Source organism: Trinickia sp. NRRL B-1857 (genome assembly GCF_050470685.1).
Classification (GTDB): domain Bacteria; phylum Pseudomonadota; class Gammaproteobacteria; order Burkholderiales; family Burkholderiaceae; genus Trinickia.
In genome coordinates, this window is sequence record NZ_JBFLUK010000011.1 from 2,061,884 (window position 1) to 2,081,905 (window position 20,022).

General features: G+C 62.8%; 14 protein-coding genes. 7 read left to right on the forward strand and 7 right to left on the reverse strand.

The window, feature by feature from the left end; all coding sequences use genetic code 11:
• Window positions 1-34: 34 nt before the first annotated feature.
• A complete protein-coding gene (locus AB1286_RS29515) occupies window positions 35-2,656 on the forward strand; it encodes a transglycosylase domain-containing protein (RefSeq protein WP_430366736.1) in 2,622 nt (873 codons plus the stop codon).
• Window positions 2,657-2,880: 224 nt separating this feature from the next.
• A complete protein-coding gene (locus AB1286_RS29520) occupies window positions 2,881-4,107 on the forward strand; it encodes an MFS transporter (RefSeq protein WP_430366737.1) in 1,227 nt (408 codons plus the stop codon).
• Between the two features lie 35 nt (window positions 4,108-4,142).
• On the opposite strand, the gene AB1286_RS29525 is transcribed toward AB1286_RS29520, so the two are convergent.
• The 5 genes from AB1286_RS29525 to AB1286_RS29545 all read right to left on the reverse strand — a co-directional run bounded on the left by AB1286_RS29525 (window position 4,143) and on the right by AB1286_RS29545 (window position 10,489).
• Entirely contained in the window at window positions 4,143-4,967 is an 825-nt protein-coding gene (locus AB1286_RS29525) for an inositol monophosphatase family protein (RefSeq protein WP_430366738.1), read from the reverse strand.
• Window positions 4,964-6,037 carry an ABC transporter ATP-binding protein gene (locus tag AB1286_RS29530; protein ID WP_430366739.1) on the reverse strand — a complete coding sequence of 358 codons (1,074 nt, stop codon included), beginning with the start codon at window positions 6,035-6,037 and terminating at the stop codon, window positions 4,964-4,966. Before AB1286_RS29530 ends, AB1286_RS29525 begins: the two co-directional genes overlap by 4 nt.
• Window positions 6,034-8,208 (reverse strand): ABC transporter permease, encoded by a 2,175-nt coding sequence (locus tag AB1286_RS29535; RefSeq protein ID WP_430366740.1) that lies wholly within the window; start codon window positions 8,206-8,208, stop codon window positions 6,034-6,036. Before AB1286_RS29535 ends, AB1286_RS29530 begins: the two co-directional genes overlap by 4 nt.
• Window positions 8,209-8,217: 9 nt before the next feature.
• Entirely contained in the window at window positions 8,218-9,243 is a 1,026-nt protein-coding gene (locus AB1286_RS29540; protein WP_430366741.1) for an ABC transporter substrate-binding protein, read from the reverse strand.
• Window positions 9,244-9,451: 208 nt separating this feature from the next.
• Complete coding sequence (locus tag AB1286_RS29545; protein ID WP_430366742.1) at window positions 9,452-10,489, reverse strand: LacI family DNA-binding transcriptional regulator; 1,038 nt, start codon at window positions 10,487-10,489, stop codon at window positions 9,452-9,454.
• Window positions 10,490-10,777: 288 nt separating this feature from the next.
• Here AB1286_RS29545 and AB1286_RS29550 point away from each other — a divergent pair, with 288 nt between their 5' ends.
• From AB1286_RS29550 to AB1286_RS29560, 3 genes are read left to right on the forward strand one after another with little or no spacing between them, the layout of a single operon-like run.
• On the forward strand, window positions 10,778-11,980 hold the full coding sequence (locus AB1286_RS29550) for a porin (protein ID WP_430366743.1): 1,203 nt from the start codon (window positions 10,778-10,780) through the stop codon (window positions 11,978-11,980).
• A gap of 42 nt (window positions 11,981-12,022) precedes the next feature.
• A complete protein-coding gene (locus AB1286_RS29555) occupies window positions 12,023-13,411 on the forward strand; it encodes a histidine-type phosphatase (RefSeq protein ID WP_430366744.1) in 1,389 nt (462 codons plus the stop codon).
• Window positions 13,412-13,470: 59 nt separating this feature from the next.
• Window positions 13,471-14,616, forward strand: coding sequence for a porin (locus AB1286_RS29560; protein ID WP_430366745.1), 1,146 nt, complete (start codon window positions 13,471-13,473; stop codon window positions 14,614-14,616).
• Between the two features lie 36 nt (window positions 14,617-14,652).
• Here AB1286_RS29560 and AB1286_RS29565 read toward each other — a convergent pair whose 3' ends face one another.
• Entirely contained in the window at window positions 14,653-15,594 is a 942-nt protein-coding gene (locus AB1286_RS29565; RefSeq protein WP_430366746.1) for a LysR family transcriptional regulator, read from the reverse strand.
• A 182-nt stretch (window positions 15,595-15,776) separates the two neighbouring features.
• Between AB1286_RS29565 and AB1286_RS29570 the strand changes: the two genes are divergently transcribed.
• Both AB1286_RS29570 and AB1286_RS29575 read left to right on the forward strand, forming a co-directional pair.
• Window positions 15,777-17,288: a CoA-acylating methylmalonate-semialdehyde dehydrogenase gene (locus AB1286_RS29570; protein ID WP_430366747.1), complete on the forward strand. Its 1,512-nt coding sequence runs from the start codon at window positions 15,777-15,779 to the stop codon at window positions 17,286-17,288.
• Between the two features lie 237 nt (window positions 17,289-17,525).
• Window positions 17,526-19,094: a hypothetical protein gene (locus AB1286_RS29575; RefSeq protein ID WP_430366748.1), complete on the forward strand. Its 1,569-nt coding sequence runs from the start codon at window positions 17,526-17,528 to the stop codon at window positions 19,092-19,094.
• On the opposite strand, the gene AB1286_RS29580 is transcribed toward AB1286_RS29575, so the two are convergent.
• On the reverse strand, window positions 19,091-19,981 hold the full coding sequence (locus AB1286_RS29580) for a phosphatidylinositol-specific phospholipase C (protein WP_430366749.1): 891 nt from the start codon (window positions 19,979-19,981) through the stop codon (window positions 19,091-19,093). The genes AB1286_RS29575 and AB1286_RS29580 overlap by 4 nt on opposite strands.
• Window positions 19,982-20,022: the final 41 nt, after the last annotated feature.

Consider the following 20,022-nt stretch of genomic DNA (forward strand, 5'->3'; position numbering starts at 1 on the left):
AGAACAGGCTCACGGCACTGTGACGCACCGATTGATGACGACCGTACGCGATTTCCTTAAGCGGTGGGCTGGCCGCGCGACCCGGCTGGCGGTGCTCAGCTTCCATCTCGCGCTGGCGCTGCTCGATCTGGCGGCGCAATCGATACGGTCCGCCCTCGCTCGTGCGTGGCACCATATGCGCCACCCGACGCGGCGCGGCGTGCTGCTCACGCTTGCCGTACCGTCCGCACTCGTCTTGCTCTATGTGCTCGTGCTGGTACCGTTCACGCCGAGCATCAGCGACATCCGTAAAGCGCGCGTCGATCGGCCGGCGCAAATCCTATCGGCGGATGGCAAGCTGCTCGCCGAATTCAAGCCGTCGAATCGCGAGTGGGTGACGCTCAAAGAAATCTCGCCGCATATGGTGGATGCGCTGATTTCGACCGAGGATCACCGCTTCTATCAGCACCACGGCATCGACTGGAAGCGCACCGTATCGGCCGCGTTGCACACGTTCGGAGGAAGCCGCCAAGGGGGCTCGACGATCACGCAGCAACTCGCGCGCAACCTTTATCCCGACGAGGTGGGTCGTGCGCCCACCCTGACGCGCAAGATCAAGGAAGCGATCACTGCGGAAAAGATCGAGATGGCCTACAGCAAGGACCAAATTCTCGAGACCTATCTGAACACGGTGCCGTTCCTCTATAACGCGTACGGCGTCGAGATGGCCGCGCGGACGTACTTCGGCAAATCGGCCGATGAATTGGACATCCTCGAAGCGGCCACGCTGACGGGGATGCTCAAGGGCAACAGCTACTACAACCCGGTGATCAACCCCGAGCGCGCATTGCAGCGGCGCAATACGGTGCTCTCGCAGATGGTCAAATACGGCCGTCTTTCGCCCGCCGTCTATGACAAGCTGAAGGTCAAACCCCTTTCGGTCGATTTCGAGCGTCAGGTGGAGCCGCCCGGGCCCGCCCCCCATTTCGCGCAACAGTTGCGCAAATGGTTGATCGGCTGGGCCGATGCCAACGGCTACAACATCTATTCCGATGGCTTGATCGTCCATACGACGATCGATTCGCGCTTGCAGGCGATGGCGACAGCGGCGGTTGCCCTGCAAGCGAACCAACTTCAGTCGATCGCGAACGGGCAATGGAGCGGGCGCGGGAGCTGTTCGCCGTCGAACGATCTCTTTAAAACGTTCATGCGCGAATCGCCCGAATATCGCAGCGCACGCGACGACGGTCAAACCGACGAAGCGGTGCTCAAGCAACTCGGGGCGGATCGCAGCTTCATGCGCCGGTTGTGCCACGACAAAACACAGGTTCAAGCGGGTTTTCTCGCAATCGATCCGCGCAACGGACAGATCAAGGCCTGGGTGGGCAGCCGCAATTTCGCCGACGAGCCGTTCGACCATGTCCAGCAGTCGCGCCGCCAGCCGGGCTCGACGTTTAAACCGTTCGTCTATGGCGCGGCATTCGCGGCCGGCGCCAAGCCGACGGATACGTTCGTCGACCAGCCCATCGAAATCCCGCTCAAGGGCGGCGAAATCTGGCGCCCGACCGACGACGTGCCGCCCAGCGGCAAACCGATGACGCTACGCGATGCGCTCGCTTATTCGCGCAACCGGATTACCGCACAGTTGATCGAGCAGGTCGGCGCCGAGCGCGTCGCACGTCTGGCGCGGACGATGGGCGTACGCGACAGCGAGTTGCAGCCGGTGCCTTCGCTCGCGCTCGGCACGAGCCCGGTGACGGTCAAGGACATGGTGTCCGCGTACGCGACGATCGCCAACGACGGCGCCTATCTCGAGCCGCGGATGGTGACGAGCATCGACGATCACGATGGCCGCGTGCTCGCACAGTTCGAGCCGTCGTCGCCCGAACAAGCGTTGCCGGTGGCGGCGGACCGGACGCTGATCGACGTCATGCGCGAAGTCGTCAATCGCGGCACGGGTGCCGGCATCCGCTCGCGCTTCGGGATTCGCGCGGATGTGGCCGGCAAGACGGGCACCACGCAGGACGATACGGACGGCTGGTTCATCTTGATGCATGCCCAGCTCGTCGCGGGCGCGTGGGTGGGATTCGACGATGGACGTGTCGCGCTCGGCAATTACTGGGGCGAAGGCGCGCATAGCGCGTTGCCGATCGTCGGGGATTTCTATCAGCGCGCGCTGCGGGCACGGCTGATCGATTCGCGCGTGCGCTTCGACACCGAGGTCCAGCCGAGCCGCTTCGACGTCTTCCGCGACAAGCTTCGCGCGTGGATGGCATGGTTCTCGGGCGCCAAACCCGAGACGCCGACGGTTTCGGGTCCTGTGCACCATGCGCCGGCAGCGCCAAAGCCCGCGTCGCCGACCGAACCGGCTTCGGCGCCGGCCTCGACGCCGTCGGCCTCGACGCCGTCGGCCGAACCCGCTTCGTCCGCTATGCCGTCGCCGGCGTCGGCGCCTCCACCTGCGTCCGAACCGCCTCTAATCGGATCGCCGGCTAGCGCGCCGGCGGCTGTACCGGGGACGGCGGCATCGGGCACACCGGCTCCGGTGCTTGCACCGACGATTCTGCCGCCGGGTTCGGGCGCGTCGCGCGGCAACGGCGGCTTCCCGCCCGCGGGCGCGGGATCGTCGCCGACGCCGACACCGGACGTGGCGGAGCCGGCACCGTCGAGCGAATAAGGCGGACCGGGAGAGCACACGAGCATCGTCGTCTCGAAGGCGATTTTGCGATTAAGCCGGTTCGCGGCACGATGTCCATTGCACATCGTCAATGTACGATAAACATCCATGTCGAAAACGCGTCAAACTCTCCCCTCCGAGCTAACCTGCCCAAGCGAAGTTTTCGCTACGCCACTAGAATGGCTGCTTTGCGCGTAAACCCCACTTGATCACGGCAGTCGGCAATGCACCAGATTGAAGCAGCAAAGAGCAAGACGGCCTGGGTCCTCCTGGCCCTAGCGGTCGGCGGGTTCGCGATCGGCACGACCGAATTCGCCACCATGAGCGTCCTGCCCCTATTTGCCCACGGGCTCGGCATCAGTGCTCCCGTCGCCGGTCACGTGATCAGCGCTTATGCGCTAGGCGTGGTCGTAGGTGCCCCGGCACTGGCCGTACTCGGTGCGCGGCTCGATCGCCGCGACTTGCTCATCGCACTAATGGCGCTCTTCGCCGTGGGCAACACGTTGAGCGCGCTCGCGCCCAACTATCACTGGATGCTCGTCTTCCGCTTTATCAGCGGCTTGCCGCACGGCGCCTATTTCGGCGTGGCCGCGCTCGTCGCGACCTCGCTCGTGCCCGAAAATCGCCGCACCGTCGCCGTGGGCCGCATGTTCCTCGGCCTGACCGTCGCGACGATCGTCGGCGTTCCGTTCGCGAATTGGCTCGGCCATGCGATCGGCTGGCGTTGGAGCTTCGGCTTCTCCGCGTTCATGGGCGCCCTCACCATGACTTGCGTACGCCTATGGGCACCGTCGACACCGGCGGCGATCGGCGCAAGCCCGCTGCGCGAACTGAGCGCACTCAAGCGCACGCAGGTCTGGTACACGCTGGGGATCGGCGCGATCGGTTTCGGCGGATTGTTCGCGGTCTATACCTATCTCGCCAACACGCTCGCGTCGGTCACGCACGCCTCGGTGGGCACCGCCTCGCTCGTACTTAGCGTCTTCGGCATCGGCATGACGATCGGCAACCTCGTCGTGCCGATGTTCGCCGACCGCGCCGTGATGCGCACGGCCGGGCTCTTGCTCGTATGGAGCGCATTGACCCTGCTCGCCTTCCCGCTGGCTGCGCCGAACGTCTGGACGATCACGGTGGATGTCTTCTTGATCGGCGTGGGCGGCGCGCTCGGTACCGTGTTGCAGACGCGTTTGATGGACGTCGCCGAAGATGCGCAAGGGCTTGCCGCGGCGCTCAACCACTCGGCGTTCAATACGGCCAATGCCCTCGGCCCGTTCCTCGGCGGTCTCGCGATCGCGGGCGGATTCGGTTGGACCTCGCCGGGCTGGGTCGGCGCGCTGCTGGCACTCGGCGGGCTCGCTGTCTGGGCGATCGCGTGTCTCGCGCAGCGCGGCACCGATCGCCGGGCCACGCAATTGAGCCGCACCGCTTGCCTCGAGACGCAGGGGCGGTAAGCCAAGCGGCGCGCAGGTTGCAGCGCCGGCAGCGCTTACTGCGTGCAACACGTCCCGTCGATCAACCCGACCAGTTTCGGATACAAGCCCTGGCCCGCGACGATCACGGGGTTGCCGTTCAGCAACCCGCGTCGAGCGAGAAAGTCGTTGACGGTACCGCCTGCCTCGCGCACGAGTACGAGGCCGGCCAAGCAATCCCATGAATTGATGTGAGGCTCGTAATAGCCGATTAGCCGGCCGGCAGCCACATAAGCAATCATAAGTGCGCCGGAACCGTTTCGAACGAACATGCCGCCTTGCGTCAGAAGCCGCTCGAGAAACGGCACGAAAGCGTCGGTTTTGACGCGGTGCGAGAAACCGACGCCGAGTACGCCGTCACGCACCGAAGACGCATCGCTTGTCCGCATCGGCGACGAATTCACCCACGCACCGCGACCTCGCGCAGCATGGAATAATTCGTCGCTATTCGGATCGTAGACGGCGCCGATCGCCGGCTCGCCGTCGATCAGGACACCTATCGATACGCACCAAGCATGCATGCCGTTCAGGAAGCAGCTCGTGCCGTCGATCGGATCGACGACCCAAACCACACGCTCCTGCGCGATCCCCTCGCCCGCTTCCCCGGCTGTTTCCTCGCCTAAAAACGCGTCCGCCGGAAAAGCCGCTTTCACCGCCGCGCGCACGATCGTCTCGACTTCTCGGTCGGCCGCGCTGACGACGTCCTGAAGTCCCTTGTGTTCGACCTTAAGGGCATCGCGATTGCGCCACATTGCCATCGCGCGCTGCCCAGCCTCTCGCGCAAGCGTGCATGCGAGCGTATAGCGCTCGTCAAGTTCGATTTTCGCTGCCGGCTCGCTCATGCGTGCGCTCCGACGATAGCAGCGCCATGCGCTTTGAACCGCAGCGCGACTTGCGCGCCCCGAGGGAAAATTTGATCGAGTCGATGACAGACCACAAAAAGCTCTCCGAGTTGGGTTTGAACGGTGTATTGCATTTCCCTGCCTAGATAGATCGCGCGGCTGACTTCGCCGGTCACCAAGCTGCCGTGCTCGTACGGCGACAACTCGATTGCCTCGGGACGCATGGCGATACGCACCGCGCCGGTACGCGTTCCGCCGTAGGGAAGATCGATCTGCTCGCCGCTGACCGCGCAGCGTGCCGTCTTCCCGTCGGCCACGCGGATTTCCCCGTCGACCACGTTGGCATTGCCGATGAAGTCGGCGACGAACTCGTCCGCGGGGGCCTCGAAGATCTCGCGCGGGGTACCCTGCTGCGCAATCTTCTTCCGGTTCATCACGACGATTTGGTCGGAAATCGCCAGCGCTTCCTCTTGATCGTGCGTAACGTAGACCGCGGTGAGTCCGAGCTTCACTTGCAAGTCGCGGATCTCATCGCGGACTCGCGTGCGCATCTTCGCGTCCAGGTTCGACAGCGGTTCGTCGAGCAGGAGGATTTCCGGTTGCAGCACGAGTGCGCGTGCAACCGCCACGCGTTGCTGCTGTCCGCCCGAAAGCTCGCTCGGCGAACGCGCCGCGAGTTCCGCCAGGCCCACTAGCGCCAACGCGTCGTGGGCGCGCTCGTGCGCCTGCTTCTTCGGCTGGCGCGCGACGGTCAGCCCGTAGGCGACGTTTTCCAATACGCTCATATGAGGAAACAGCGCATACGACTGGAAGACCATGCTCACATCGCGCTCGGCCGCCGAGAGGTCGGTCACGTCGCGGCCGCCGATCCGAATGCGGCCCTCGTCGACGCGCTCCAGCCCCGCGATCATGCGCAGCGTCGTGGTCTTACCGCAGCCGCTCGGCCCGAGCAGCGTCACCATCGTCTTCGGTTCGATCGAGAATGTGATGTCGTCGACGGCAACGCTCTTGCCGTACCGCTTCGTGACGCGCTCGAATGCGAGCGCGCCCCGCTTTTGCCCGTTGTTCATGCTGTTTTCCCCTTCAATACCGCGCGGCGCTTGCCCACGGTCTGTACACGCGTCTGGGCTCGCAGCCGGCGCACGCCGACGAAACGCTGCACCAGAAGAATCATCATGAGCATGACCACCACGAGCACGCTCGCATACGCGATCGCCGTGCCATAGTTGCCGTTCGACACGAGGCCGATGATGTAGGAGGTCGCCATGTCGTAATTGGCGCTCACGAGAAAGATGACGGCGCTGACCGATGTAATGGAGCGCACGAAGCTATAGACGAGCGCCGACGCCAGCGCGGGCCGCAACAACGGCAAGATCACGCGGCGGATCGTCGTGAAGCTGCTCGCACGCAGCATGATCGACGCTTCGTCGAGACTCGCGTCGAGCTGGCGCATCGCGGCAATGCCGCTTCGCAACCCCATGGGCATATTGCGAAATACGAAGCACAGCACGAGGATCGCGCCCGTCCCTGTCAACTCGATCGGCCCCGCGTTGAACGTGAGCAAATAAGCGATGCCGATGACGGTGCCGGGAATCGCGAAGCTCAGTAGCGTTCCGAATTCGAAGAGGCGCTTGCCCGCGAAGCGTTGACGAATGAGCAGCCAGGCCGCGAGCATGCCGACGAGCGACGTGAGCGGCGTGGCGATCGCCGCGATCGCGAGCGTCGTGAAGAACGACGGCCACGCTTGGCCCTGCCAGTGCAAACCGCCGGCATCGCCGTGCACCGCGAACGCATCGAGGTAATGCGCGAACGTTAGGCTGTTGTCCACGCCCCAGATCTTGATGAAGCCACCCAGCAGCATCATGACGTACACGACCACGGTGAAGACGAACCACGGCGCGGCCACGCACCACAACAGCGCTTGAAAGCGCGAATCGAGCGGGGCATGCGCACCGCTGTCCGCCTTGCCGGATACGGTCACGTACGACTTGCGGCCGAGCCAGAGATTCTGCAAGAGAAACGCGCCGAGGGCGAACGCGAGGAGCACGAGCCCGAGACCCGCGGCGCGGCCGGGATCGTTTTGAGCGCCCACCACCGAGAAATAGATTTCCGTCGACAGCACGTGAAAGTTGCCGCCCAGCACGATCGGGTTGCCGAAATCGGCCATGCTTTCGATAAAACAGAGCAGGAACGCATTGGCCAGCCCCGGTCGCATGAGCGGCAGAGAGACCGTGACGAAGGTCTGCCAGCGCGACGCGCCGAGCGTTTGCGACGCCTCTTCGAGCGACGGCCCTACGCCTTCCACGACACCGACGAGCGTCATAAACGCAATCGGCGTGAAGGCGAGCAATTGCGAGAGCCATACGCCGGGCATTCCGTACAGCCAGCGGCCAGGCGCCACGCCGAGGATGTCCGCGACGAAAAGCGTGAGCACGCCGTTGCGGCCGAGCAGCAGGATCAGCGCGAGACCGAGCACGAACGGCGGCGTGATGATCGGCAACACGGCCAGGCTGCGCAGCAACTTCACGGCTCGCGAACGCGTGCGCGTCGCAAGCAGCGCGAAGACGACGCCGAGCGTGACGGATCCCGCCGCGCTCGCGAGCGCCAGCGCCGCCGTATTCCATGCGACGCCGCAGCTGCGTCCTCCCGATAGACAGCCGAGCCCCCAGACGCTGCGCGAGGCGATACGCGGCAAGACGGCGGGCAGCGAGAACGCACCGTCCGTGTCGCGGAACGCATCGAGCAAGATATTGCCGACCGGCCAAAACACGAAAATGCCGATCAAGGCGACGACGATACCGATGGCACCGGTCACGAACAGATCGCCGCGGCAAGCACCCATCAAGGCCGCACCGCTCGTTACGACGACGACGAACACCGTCGCCGCGACGAGCGCGCCGGCACCGAGCCCGGTAGGAAGATTGCCGCCCTGGCCCCATGCAGCCCAAGCCAGCGCGCCAAGACCCAGGCCGCCGAGTGCGATCCAGCGCAAACCGAGCGAGCGCCGCGCGGTAGCGGATGCCAAGCTCAGCGCAAGCAGCGCGAGCGCCGCCAGCATGACCCATACCGGCTCCAACCCCCAGCGCCAAGCCTGCGCCAAGGCAGGCGCGCCGGCCCGCGTACCCAAGACCGACGGTGTCAACCAACGCAGCGCAAACACGCCGCCGTCTTGCTGGTACCACGGCAACGCCGCTAAAGCGAACGCGCCGGCCGCCAGCCACATCGACAAGATCTTTTTCATCGTCGCCAATCAGTTGCCGTGGGAATAGATTTCCGACGTCCAACGCTGCAACAAATGCTTGCGCACCTGCGGCGAGCCGTATTTGGCGAAGTCGTAATCGATGAGCTTGATCGAAGCCAGGTTCGGCGCCTGCGGCGGAACCTTCGCCGATACGTTCGAAGGAATCTGATACGCCTTCGCCTCTATCGCCGCGCTCTGCGTATCGGCGTGCAGCGCGAAATCGTAAAAACGCTTGGCCTCCGGCAGATTCTTCGCGCCGGCCACGATACTCATGCCGCCGATCTCATAGCCCGTACCTTCGCACGCCGGCCCAACGGCGATCGGAAAACCCGCCACCTTCTGCTTGATCAAATCGTGCATGAACTCGATCGCGATCGTCGATTCGCCTCGGGATGCCGCTTCGCCGGGCGCAACGCCCGTATCGGTGTATTGACTGATATTCGCGTTCAGCGCGCGCAGATATTTGAACGCGTCGTCCTCGCCGAACAGTTGGACCAGCGTGGCGAGCGCGACGTACGACGTGCCCGACGAATTGGGGTTGGCAATCTGAATCTCCCCTTTGTATGCGGGATTGAGCAAATCCTTCCAACACTTCGGCGCGGGCAACTTGCGCCCCTTGATCTCGGCCTCGTTATAGCCGATTCCGAGCACGCCCTGATAGATGCCGACCGATCGATATTGCGCCACTTTGGCGAACGTCTGCGCCCAAGGTTGCAGTTGCGAGAGTGCGGGCGACTGATACGGTTGCGTGAGATTTTCGAACGCCGCCTGCAAATGGGCATCGCCCGACCCCGCCCACCAGACGTCTACCTGCGGGTTCTTTGCCTGCGCCTGGATCTGCGCGAAGCTTTCGCCGGCGCTCTTGCGGATCATCGAAACGTCTACTCCGCTTTCTTTCTCGAAGCGCGTCTTCATCAACTGACACCATTCCAAGTCCGCGGAACACAGCACGTTGAGTTTCCCGGCGGCATGCGCCGCCGAGATCGTTCCGAAAGCGAAAAGCACGGCGACGGTGCGTCGCAAGAGCGGTTTCATCCGATTGTCTCCATTTATTGAGTAGCGCGGTCGCTGCGTCCAACACGGCACAACGACTCTACCCCGGTCGGGCCAGGGTGCCCTGCGTGCCCGAATTCGACCAGCTTCGTTTCGTTTTGCACACGAGTGCAATTTAGCATCAACTGAGACCGGATTCAACAACGGCTCGAAGGAAATCTTCGACGAGTACCCCAAAAAACGTAAGGTCTTACCCGGACAGGACGCCGGCGCTTTCGCGTTCGATCAACGCGACCGGCACGGATCGCATCCGAGCGGGCATGTGAAAATCCGCCATGCGTTCGACGAGCACCTGCACGGTTTGGCGTGCGAGTTCCTGGACATTCTGGGCGACCGTGGTGAGTCGATAGCTGTCGAGGCTGGCGTGCGGGATATCGTCGAAACCGACGATGCGCAAGTCTTCGGGCACGCGCCGCCCGAATCGATGGCGAGCGGCGTCCATGAAGCCGAGCGCGATCATATCGGTCGCGCAAAAGACGCCGTCGGGCACGCCGCGCGCCCGATTCAACAGTTGGTTGGCCGCCTGCTGACCGCTCTCATAGCTGTCGTTGGGCGTGTTGAGAATTTCGGCCTCGCCGCGCTTACCGTGCAAGCCTTTCAACGCGGCGACGAACGCGTCGCAGCGCGATTTACCGCTGAAATTCGACAAGTGCGGCCCGACGAAGGCGAAACGCTTCGCGCCCGCCTCGATGAGCCGCTGAGCCGCCAGTCGTCCGCCCGCTTCGTTGTCGCTATTGACGACATCCGCGCCGTCCAGTTCGGCCGCCCGGTTGACCATGGCCACCGGCACGCGCCGATTCAGATACTCGCGCGCCAGCGCGAGCGGCGGCGCACCCGACGTCATGATGACCCCGGCGATTCGATAGCTCAGCAAGATTTGCAGCGAATGGGCGATCTGATCGCTATCGTCGGCGTTCATGAGAATCGGCAAGAAGCCGTGTTCGCCGAGATAGTGCGCAATCGGCGCAAGCAGCTTGACGCGAAACGGATTGTCGAGGCCCGACGTGACTACGCCGACGAAGCTACTGCGGCCTTGAATCATGTTGCGGGCGTTGTAGTCGACTTGGTAGCCCAACTCTTGGGCGGCCCGCATGATCCGTTCGCGGGTCTTGGTCGATACGCTCGCTCCGGGCGTAAAAGCCCGCGATACGGCCGACCTCGATACGCCGGCAAGGCGCGCCACATCCTCGGCCGTCGCCCAACTTTTATCCTTTTCCTTCTCGTTCATGTCGTTGCGTACCTTCGTGCCGCCACTGTGGTTTGGGCGATAGCTTATCAAAAGGTACGAACTTCGCACTCGTGTTCATTTTTGGCGCCGTTTCGGCTCACGGCCGGCTCAAGCATTCGGGTAATTGCCGATCTAAAAGAGCTGCCCTACCCGTTGAAAGGCTGCCGGACTTGCAGGATGATTGCACTCGTGTGCAAATCCTTCGGATCGCACCGTGACAGCCTCCGCTCGAATGATCGGAGGCAAACGCGGCCACAGTGCCGCGCTTTAAAACAATGGAGACGTCGTATGTCGATGCATCGCCCGGTGCGCCCTTGCCGCACCCAACCAGCTCTGCGCTGGCTCATCTCCGGTCTTTCCTTGCTGGGCGCACAAGCGGCGCTCGCGCAAAGCTCGGTCACTCTCTATGGCGTCGCCGACGACGGCATCGCCTACGTCAACAATTCGCAGGGTGCCTCGCGCACTTACATGCGGGCCGGCAACCTCGCGACGTCGAAGTTCGGCTTGCTCGGTACGGAGGATTTGGGCGGTGGCCTCAAGGCGCTCTTTCAACTCGAAGCCGGCTTCGATTTGAATACCGGGGCAAGCTCGACGTCGGGACTGCTGTTCAATCGCCAAGCATTCGTCGGCCTCAAGAGCGAGCGAGCCGGCGCCTTGACGCTCGGGCGGCAATACACGCCGTACTACCTGTTTCTCGGCCCGTACACCGGGAGCAACTGGCTCACCGGGGCGACCGCCGCGCATCCCGGCGACATCGACGGACTCGACAGCAGCTTTCGCATCAACAACTCGGTTTCGTATGTCACGCCGACCATCGCCGGCGTAACCGCCTCGGCCCAATACGGCGTCGGCGGCATTCCGGGCAGCGTCGAGCGCGGTCAATCGATCAGCGCGGCGGTGCGCTATGCGGCGGGGCCGATCGGCATCGCAGCCGGCTACCTCAAGATGTATAACACCGAGCTTGCGAGCGGCTTCGACAGCGCATCCACGGCCAGCATCCCCACTTCCGCCGTCAATGCAGGATACGTTTCGGCGCGCAGCATCCAGCACGTTGCCGTCGCGGGAAACTATACGATCGGCGATCTCGTGCTTGGACTCAATTACTCGAACGTTCGATACGCCCCCGGCGCACGTTCGCTATTCACCGACACGGCGATCTTCAATACCTATAGCGGCCTAGCCGTCTACAATTTCACGCCGGCATTTTCCATGGGCGCCGGCTACTCGTACACGCTCGCATCCAAAGCCAACGGAATCAGCTCGGCCGCACGTTACCACCAAGTCTCGCTCAAAGAGGCCTACAACCTTTCCAAGAGGACCACGCTGTATGCGTTGCAAGCCTATACGCACACGAACGGCCGGACGCTTGGGGCAAAAGGATCCGGCCAAATCATCGACGCCGCCGCGCTCGCCGGCGACTCGCAAAACTCCACCCCCTCCTCCACCAACAACCAGGTGGCCGTCATCTTGGGCATAACGGTAAAGTTCTGAACATTCCTTATGTTTAAACATCATTGCAATCGAGTGCAAAAAATGACGACACAGCCGCCGGGGCCCCGCTTAGGGTCGATCCGTTTGCTGGGCTTTTTAGCCCTCGTTGCGGGCGCATCGTGCGCCCCTCATTCGACATGGGCCGAAACGGCGCCCGCAACCGCTCACGAAGTCGCTTCCCGGCCCGATTGGCAATTGGAGTCGGTGGTCATCGTCAGCCGCCACGGCGTGCGTTCTCCCACGAAAACGAAACCGCCGTTGGCAATGCTGACGCACAAGGATTGGCCGACGTGGCCCGTGCAGCCCGGCGAGCTGACTGCGCGCGGCGCGAGCTTGATCGGTCAGATGGGCGGTTATTACGGAGCATGGCTTAGGCAGGAGCAGGTACTGCCGGCAGGTGCCTGCCCTGCGCCGAACCAAGTCGCCGCTTGGGCCGACGTCGACCAACGCACGCGCCTAACCGGGGACGCCTTGCTCGAAGGGATCGCGCCGGGTTGCACGCTGCGCGCGTCTCATCAACAAGCACTCGATCAAGACGATCCCGTCTTTCACGCGACGGAGTCGGGGCAATGCAAGCTCGACCCCGCCACCGCCCGCGCGGCAATCGACGCAAGGCTCGACGGCGAGGGGCTCGATACCGTCACCGATCGCTACAGGGCCTCGCTCGAACAGATGGAGAAGGTGCTCGATTTCAGCAGGAGCCCATACTGCGAGCACGATAAGCCGGGGGCCGAGTGCCGCTTCTCGACGCTCGCCAATCGCGTGCAAATCGACGCTACGGGCCGCCACCTTCGTCTCGACGGTCCGCTCGGCATCGCCTCCACGGTCTCTGAAGTGTTCTTGCTCGAGTATGCCCAAGGAATGGCGCCCGAAAACGTCGCATGGGGCGCCATCCACGACCGCGACGACTGGGCGCGCCTACTCGCGGCGCACAATGCCCAGTTCGACCTGATGGCAAAAACGCCTTACCTTGCGACGCGCAAAGGCACGCCGCTCATGGCCGACATCCTTGGCGCGCTCACGCAGTCCGCCACGGGCACGCCGGCGTTCGCGACGCATGCACCGGCAAGCAGCCGCGTGTACGTGCTCGCGGCGCACGACACGAATCTCGCCAACCTGGCCGGCATGCTGGGGCTCGATTGGACGTTGCCCGACCAGCCTGACGATACGCCGCCGGGCGGTGCGCTCGTTTTCTCGCTATGGCGAGACAAGCTCGCTCATGCCGACTTCGTGACTGTCGAGCTCGTTTATCAATCGCTTTCGCAGTTGCGCGAGATGAAGCCCCTAACGCTCGCCGATCCTCCGTCGCGGCACGCTTTGGCGATTCCAGAATGCGCGGATTCCGCCCATGGCAATGCCTGCCGGCTCGATCGCTTCATGAGCATCGCGCGTCGATCGTTGGCGCCCGACTGTCTCGTCGGCCATGAATAACGCGCTGCGGCCGCTTCCGAGCCGCTCAGCCAAAAGAACATAAGTTAGGAGACGAATCGATGACAAAGACAGGACGGAGCCTGCTGGCGGCAGGCACCGCGGGTCTGCTCGCGCATACAGCCCATTGCGCGCCGCCGCCGGACTATGCCCCTTACGCCTCGACTAGCGAGCAAGACCCCGACATCGGCAGCTTCAACAATACCGGCAAGCGGGTGCCCGACGTCTCGTCGCTCTTGCTGTACGGCAAAGTGGAAACGGGTTTTATGTACGGCAATTCCGATGCCGGGCAAAAAAATCGTGAGATGTGGAACGGCACCTCGTACTGGGGATTGAGAGGAACGGAGTCGCTTGGCGGCGGCACCGTGGCGTTCTTCTTTCTGGAGCAGGGGTTCAAACTTCTAAGCGGCAAAGGACCGTCCAACGGCGTCGAGTGGAGCAAAGGATCCTACGTCGGACTATCGAACCCGGCATTCGGCCGGCTGGAGCTCGGCCGCATGCACAAGCCCGACTATTGGGCATACGTGGATTCCGACCGCAACCTCGACTTCGGCGATTCGAGCCTTGCCGCGATCAAGCTCCAGTACGACACCGTGCTCGGCTACGACACGTACACCGACTACTTTTCGAACGCGGTCTATTATTCGACGCCGCATTGGAGGGGGTTGAGCGCCGACGTCGCGTACGGTTTTTCCAATGTCGCGGGCTTCCAGTCTCTGGCCGGTCGCCAGATCGGCACACGGGTCCGTTACGCGATCGGGCCGTTCAAATTCAACGTCGCCTATAACGACTACGGCTATTACGCAGACAACAAAACTTCCGCATCGTCGAGCTGGAAAACCGAGCTCGTCAGCGTGGCCTATAAAGGCTGGCACGGCATCGAAATCGGAGGCAACTATATCCATGCCCATCGCACGAGCGATAACTGGTTCGCTTCGTCTTGGCAGATCAATGCCGGTATTCCTTTAGGCGCGTACGACGTCAATATCGGCACCGCGCATGTGACTCAGCAAGGAGACCGGGTCACCCAAAGCTACTCGCTCAACTACGCGTATCACCTATCGCGGCGAACGACGCTTTTTGCCGATGCGCTCTACTATCGGAACAATCGCAATGGAACCGTGGGAGTGGGGGTGTTCGCCAACGATTCGGTGCAACCTGGGTACGCCCCCTGGGCCGTAGGCGTCGGGATGAAGCATAAGTTTTGAGTACCTGCATCGCCCGCTTCCCTGCCGGTCTTGCACTCATTCAAGCGGGAAACCGTCCTTAAACGTTTGTCGCAAGAAATCGGTGAAGCACTTTACCGCGCGCGCCACTTGCATGCCGTACGGGCGTACCACGTGCAATTGCGACGCGAATGCGCCGACCGGGCGCCAGTTGTCCAACAGGACCGCAAGCTTACCCGCTTGCAATGCGGACTGCGCGGTAAAGTCCGGCAAAAGCGCGATGCCGAGATGCTCGAGCGCGGCGTCGCGCAATGCTTCACTATTGTTCGCCGAAACCGGGCCGTTGATCGTGACGTTCACGCGAGCCTTCTCGGTGCGCCTGCCGGCCTTCTCGAAGGACCAGATACCCGATCCCACCGGACGCGGATAGTACAGACAGTCGTGCTTGGCGAGATCCGCCGGCGTTTGCGGGACGCCCCGCAGTTTCAGATAGGCATGCGTTGCGACGATCACCGAGCGCGTATCGCATAGCTTCCAAGCCACATGCGTGTCGGGCACATGCGCGCTATGGCGGATCGCCATATCGAAACCCTCGCTGGCGATCGAGCTTAGACGATCCGAGAGTTCCAGCTCGATACGCACCTCCGGATAGGCACGCGAAAACTCGGCGAGACGCGGCACGAGTTGCTGACGCGCGAATGCGACCGGCGCCGTCACGCGCACCGTCCCTCGCACCACGTCGGCCATTTCGCGCACGCTCGCAAAACTCGCGGCAATGCGCTCGAAGTCCTGACGCGTGTCCTCCACCAGTTGCCTGCCTGCTTCCGTAAAACGCACGCTTCGCGTGGTGCGTTGCACCAACACGACACCCGCAGCGCGCTCCAGTTCCGCAATGCGCTGGCTCACCGCCGCCTTGCTGACGCCGAGCCGAGCGGCGGCAGCCGTGAAGCTCCCCTGCGCGGCCAATACGTTCAGCCAATGCAGATGCATCCAAAGCGCCTCAACTTTTTGCGTATCCATCGATTCGATTCCCGCGCATGTCTTGAACCACGGTCGATGGTAGCACCATGCATCCGCATCTTTCAGATTTGCGTTCGTCGATTGTTCGTTTTTGAAAACAATCATTTCAGCGGCAGGTACTGTGCACGCTGTCTTCGGGTTCGTACACTAGTCCCGACGAACTAACTCGACAGGAGACGGCAATGCAGGCCTATACCGATTCAGCAGACGTGATTCATTTCATTGGCGGTGAGCTTGCGCGCGGCGCGGGAGATCGCACGCAGCCGGTCTTCAATCCTGCCACGGGCGCAATCGCGCGCCGGCTCGTACTCGGGGAAGTGGCCGACGTGAACGCCGCGGTCGCGAGCGCCAAAGTCGCGTTTCCGGCATGGCGCGACACGCCGCCGATCCGGCGCGCCCGCATCATGCTCCGTTTTCTGGAGCTGATGAATCAACACAAAGACGAACTCGCGGCCATCATCGTCGCCGAGCACGGCAAGGTGTTTTCCGATGCGCAGGGCGAGGTTGCACGCGGCATCGACGTCATCGAATTCTCCGCCGGCATTCCCCAGTTGCTCAAGGGCGACTATACGGAACAGGTGTCCCGTGGGATGGACAATTGGACCGTGCGTCAACCGCTCGGCGTCGTCGCCGGCATCACGCCGTTCAATTTCCCCTGCATGGTGCCCTGCTGGATGTTCCCCGTGGCATTGGCCGCCGGCTGCACGTTCGTGCTCAAGCCGAGCGAGCGCGATCCGTCGGCATCGCTGTTCATGGCACGGCTGCTCAAGGAAGCGGGCCTGCCGGACGGCGTATTCAACGTCGTACAAGGCGATAAGGTCGTCGTGGATGCGCTGCTCGAGCACCGCGACGTAAAGGCCGTCAGCTTCGTCGGCTCCACGCCCATCGCCAACTACATCTATGAAACGGGCGCTAAGCACGGAAAGCGTGTCCAAGCGCTGGGCGGCGCGAAAAACCACATGGTCGTCATGCCGGACGCCGACATCGAACAGACGGTCGACGCATTGATCGGCGCCGGCTACGGCTCGGCGGGCGAACGCTGCATGGCCATTTCCGTCGCCGTGCTGGTGGGCGAGGTGGCCGACAAGATCGTACCGCTCCTGGCCGAGCGCGCACGCAAGCTCGTCGTGAAGAACGGCATGGAGCCCGACGCCGAGATGGGCCCGATCGTCACGCGACAAGCGCTCGAGCGCATCGAAGGCTACGTTGCGACGGGCGTCGAGGAAGGCGCGACGCTCGTGGTCGATGGCCGCGGTCTGAAAGTGCCGGGTCACGAGGACGGCTTTTTCACGGGCGGGACGCTCTTCGATCACGTCACCCCCGAGATGCGGATCTATCGCGAGGAAATCTTCGGGCCCGTCCTAGCTTGCGTACGCGTGAAGGACTTCGCCGAAGCCGTGCAGCTCATCAACGATCACGAATTCGGCAACGGCGTGGCCTGCTTCACGCGCGACGGCAACGTGGCGCGCGAGTTCGGCCGGCAAATCGAAGTGGGGATGGTAGGCATCAACGTGCCGATTCCGGTGCCGATGGCCTGGCACGGCTTCGGCGGTTGGAAGCGCAGCCTGTTCGGCGACATGCACGCCTACGGCGAAGAAGGCGTGCGCTTCTACACGAAGCAAAAATCGATCATGCAACGCTGGCCCGAAAGCACCGAAAAAGGCGCGGAATTCTCGATGCCTGTCGCGAAGTAATCCGCCTCGCGGTCCCGACCGCGAACAACGCACCGATCCTCGCCGGGATCGGTGCGTTTTTTATTGGCGCACCGCCGCGCTCGTTTTCCGCACGATCGCACCCCGTGTCGCAATCCTTTAACACAACCCGTTCATAAAGACGGTTGCATCGCATCCGTAAGCTGATTAAATCGTCGAGCGTTGCACACGTATGCAATGCAGCTCGTCCTTCAACCGCAGTGAACAATAAGGATCGACATGGCTCGCAAGTCAAGCAAACAGCCGTCTGCCGCACCCCGCAGACAATTCCTCAAAGGCGGCGCCGCAATCGCACTCTCCCCGGTCGTCAGCGCGCTCTCCGCATGCGGCGGGGGCGCCACGGAAAGCGTCGCGGCATCTTCGAGCGTCAAAGCTCAAACCACGATGGCAACGAGTCTTGGGGTCTTCGGGCGCTCGATGACGATCAATCTCACCGATCGCCTGCCCGATTTGGCGCTGGCGTTCGGCAATGCGTCAAGCCAAAGCGGTTCGACGCCGCAATCGTCCGCGGGACAAGTCGCCCCCGGCCAAAGCATGACCGTGAGCGCATCGAGCAATGCGGCCGATTGCACCGGGTCGTTCGCTCTGGCGGGCGGCGACGCTTCGTTCGCCGTTTCCTACGTCCATCCGTTCGGCTCGGGCGCGACGACAGTCGGCGTGTCACCGTCCTCCGGCTATATTGCGGGCGCGGATGCCGCCACTTACTCGGGCCACGCCGCCGTGGCGAATATCAACCTCTATCGCGGCGTGACGACCGCCGCCGGCGGCGTCGTCGTTCCGCTCGGCCTGCTCGCGTCGAACGCTTGGAACAACTGCCAGGACTTCGCCAACAGCATGTTCGGCAGCAACATCAGGACGGCCAACGTCATCCAGTCGGCTTATCAAAGCACTGCCGCGAACGGATTCGTTCCGCCCGCGGACTTCACGGGCAATCAGATGGCCTCGTTCGTCGCACAATGGACGAGCCGCTGGATTAATGGCACAGGGGGCTCCGTCGTTCCTAGCGACGACGCTCAGTTGCTCGATCAACTCAAGCGTTACATCACGAGCGCCGCGAGCAACGGCCCGCTCACGATGTGGGTGCCGCAAATCGCCTACCAGGCCGGCAGCAGCCCTGCCACTTTCTATCTAAGCGGCTATCGGGCATTCCCGTTCGTCGACGCGTCGGGCAACTGGATCGCCGACAGCGTATCGGCCTTCCTCACCCTCTTCGCGGCCGGCTCTCATCTGGTCGCCATCAGCGCGACGAACGACATTCCTGCCGGGGTATCGGTACAAGCGTTCGACGACTTCATGGGGTCCAGCGGCCTATCGACATCCACCGATATCGGCAACTCCCATTACGCTTCGGTGCTCAACACGACCGGCCGGTACTACCTTAGCGTCGGCAGCGACTTCGCTCCGGCCAATTGCGGTCTCATCCTGTCTTTCCTCTATGGACGGACCGTGAATAACGCATTGGCGAGCGCGGGCACCTACAACACGTTCATTCAATTGGAAGGATGGCAAGCCGGGGGCTCACGCCATAACGCCGACTACTCCACCTATCAATCGACCCTGTGGAATATCTCCACGTTCGGTGCATCGCCCTATAGCGAAAAGCGAGCGACATCGATATTCCTCGCACCGGCGGGCTGGACGCCGCAGGTTTATCAAACGACGCGAATGATGCCTTACGTCGGCGCGTACGCGCAGTCGAACGGTTCGCCGCAGTCGTGGCTCAACACGGCGCTCGTGTCCATTCCGGCCGATGCGCCTGCGCTGCCGTCGCGTTACGTCGGCAGCTAAGCGGCACGCTCCACGTTACACGCGATTAGCCGGCGAACGAGCGCCCAATCCGCCCAGTCGCAGAAGTCGAGCATGACCGTGCCGCACGCTTGATTGCGTGCGGCCAGCCGCCGATCGAGGCGCGTATGGATGCCGGCCACCTCGTCATCGCCAAACGCCACCCAATGAGGGGGCGCGCTCATACCCGTACCGCTGCAAAAGTTGATCGCCCAGCGCGTGGGCATCGCGTCCGGCGCCGTATCGAGCATCGTTTCGACAGCCCGCCATTTGTACTCGATGGATGCGCGAATCGGCACGCGAAACTCGTCTTGAATCGCAAAGCGCGTGGGCGCGTCGTCGATGACGAAAGTCGAATTGTCGGGCCAAGCAGTTAGATCGATACCCAACGGCCGCTCGCTTGCGAAGCGGCGCAGCAATACGATCGAGCCGCGCGCCGCTTCGAGCGTGGGCGCGATCGGGGAAAGATGCCAGCGCACGCCCACGTTTTCCGAGACGTATCCGTCGAACGTTTGAACGAATGATCGGCTGCACGCTTTAGCCGCCCACTCCTCTTTAATCGACATCACGATGCATTCACGCGGATGGCCGGCGAGAAATCGGCCGCATATATCGATGACGTGATCGAACGTCATGTCGAGCGAAATGCCCGCGTGATATATCGCAAACGTGTCATTTTCATGACGGCAGCGAATGTCGATGACGCGGACTCCGGCCTGCAATTGCGCTTCAAGCGTCGCGTCTTGTGTGCGCGCGAGCGAGTCGTTCACCGTATAGGCGCAGGTATCGTGGCTCCCCGGCAGGGAGAAGGTATGCAGTTTTCGGCTCCCGTCCATCGACGACATCCAGTCGGCGGAAGGAAATGGCAATGCAGTCAAAAGATCGTTCATAAAATAATCGGGAAGCGCAAACATCGTCGCGCGACAAAAAC

Coding starts and splice junctions, on each gene's coding strand:
- AB1286_RS29515 (WP_430366736.1), top strand. CDS start 35: ATGACGACCGTACGCGATTTCCTTAAGCGGTGGGCTGGCCGCGCGACC.
- AB1286_RS29520 (WP_430366737.1), top strand. CDS start 2,881: ATGCACCAGATTGAAGCAGCAAAGAGCAAGACGGCCTGGGTCCTCCTG.
- AB1286_RS29525 (WP_430366738.1), bottom strand. CDS start 4,967: ATGAGCGAGCCGGCAGCGAAAATCGAACTTGACGAGCGCTATACGCTC.
- AB1286_RS29530 (WP_430366739.1), bottom strand. CDS start 6,037: ATGAACAACGGGCAAAAGCGGGGCGCGCTCGCATTCGAGCGCGTCACG.
- AB1286_RS29535 (WP_430366740.1), bottom strand. CDS start 8,208: ATGAAAAAGATCTTGTCGATGTGGCTGGCGGCCGGCGCGTTCGCTTTA.
- AB1286_RS29540 (WP_430366741.1), bottom strand. CDS start 9,243: ATGAAACCGCTCTTGCGACGCACCGTCGCCGTGCTTTTCGCTTTCGGA.
- AB1286_RS29545 (WP_430366742.1), bottom strand. CDS start 10,489: ATGAACGAGAAGGAAAAGGATAAAAGTTGGGCGACGGCCGAGGATGTG.
- AB1286_RS29550 (WP_430366743.1), top strand. CDS start 10,778: ATGTCGATGCATCGCCCGGTGCGCCCTTGCCGCACCCAACCAGCTCTG.
- AB1286_RS29555 (WP_430366744.1), top strand. CDS start 12,023: ATGACGACACAGCCGCCGGGGCCCCGCTTAGGGTCGATCCGTTTGCTG.
- AB1286_RS29560 (WP_430366745.1), top strand. CDS start 13,471: ATGACAAAGACAGGACGGAGCCTGCTGGCGGCAGGCACCGCGGGTCTG.
- AB1286_RS29565 (WP_430366746.1), bottom strand. CDS start 15,594: ATGGATACGCAAAAAGTTGAGGCGCTTTGGATGCATCTGCATTGGCTG.
- AB1286_RS29570 (WP_430366747.1), top strand. CDS start 15,777: ATGCAGGCCTATACCGATTCAGCAGACGTGATTCATTTCATTGGCGGT.
- AB1286_RS29575 (WP_430366748.1), top strand. CDS start 17,526: ATGGCTCGCAAGTCAAGCAAACAGCCGTCTGCCGCACCCCGCAGACAA.
- AB1286_RS29580 (WP_430366749.1), bottom strand. CDS start 19,981: ATGAACGATCTTTTGACTGCATTGCCATTTCCTTCCGCCGACTGGATG.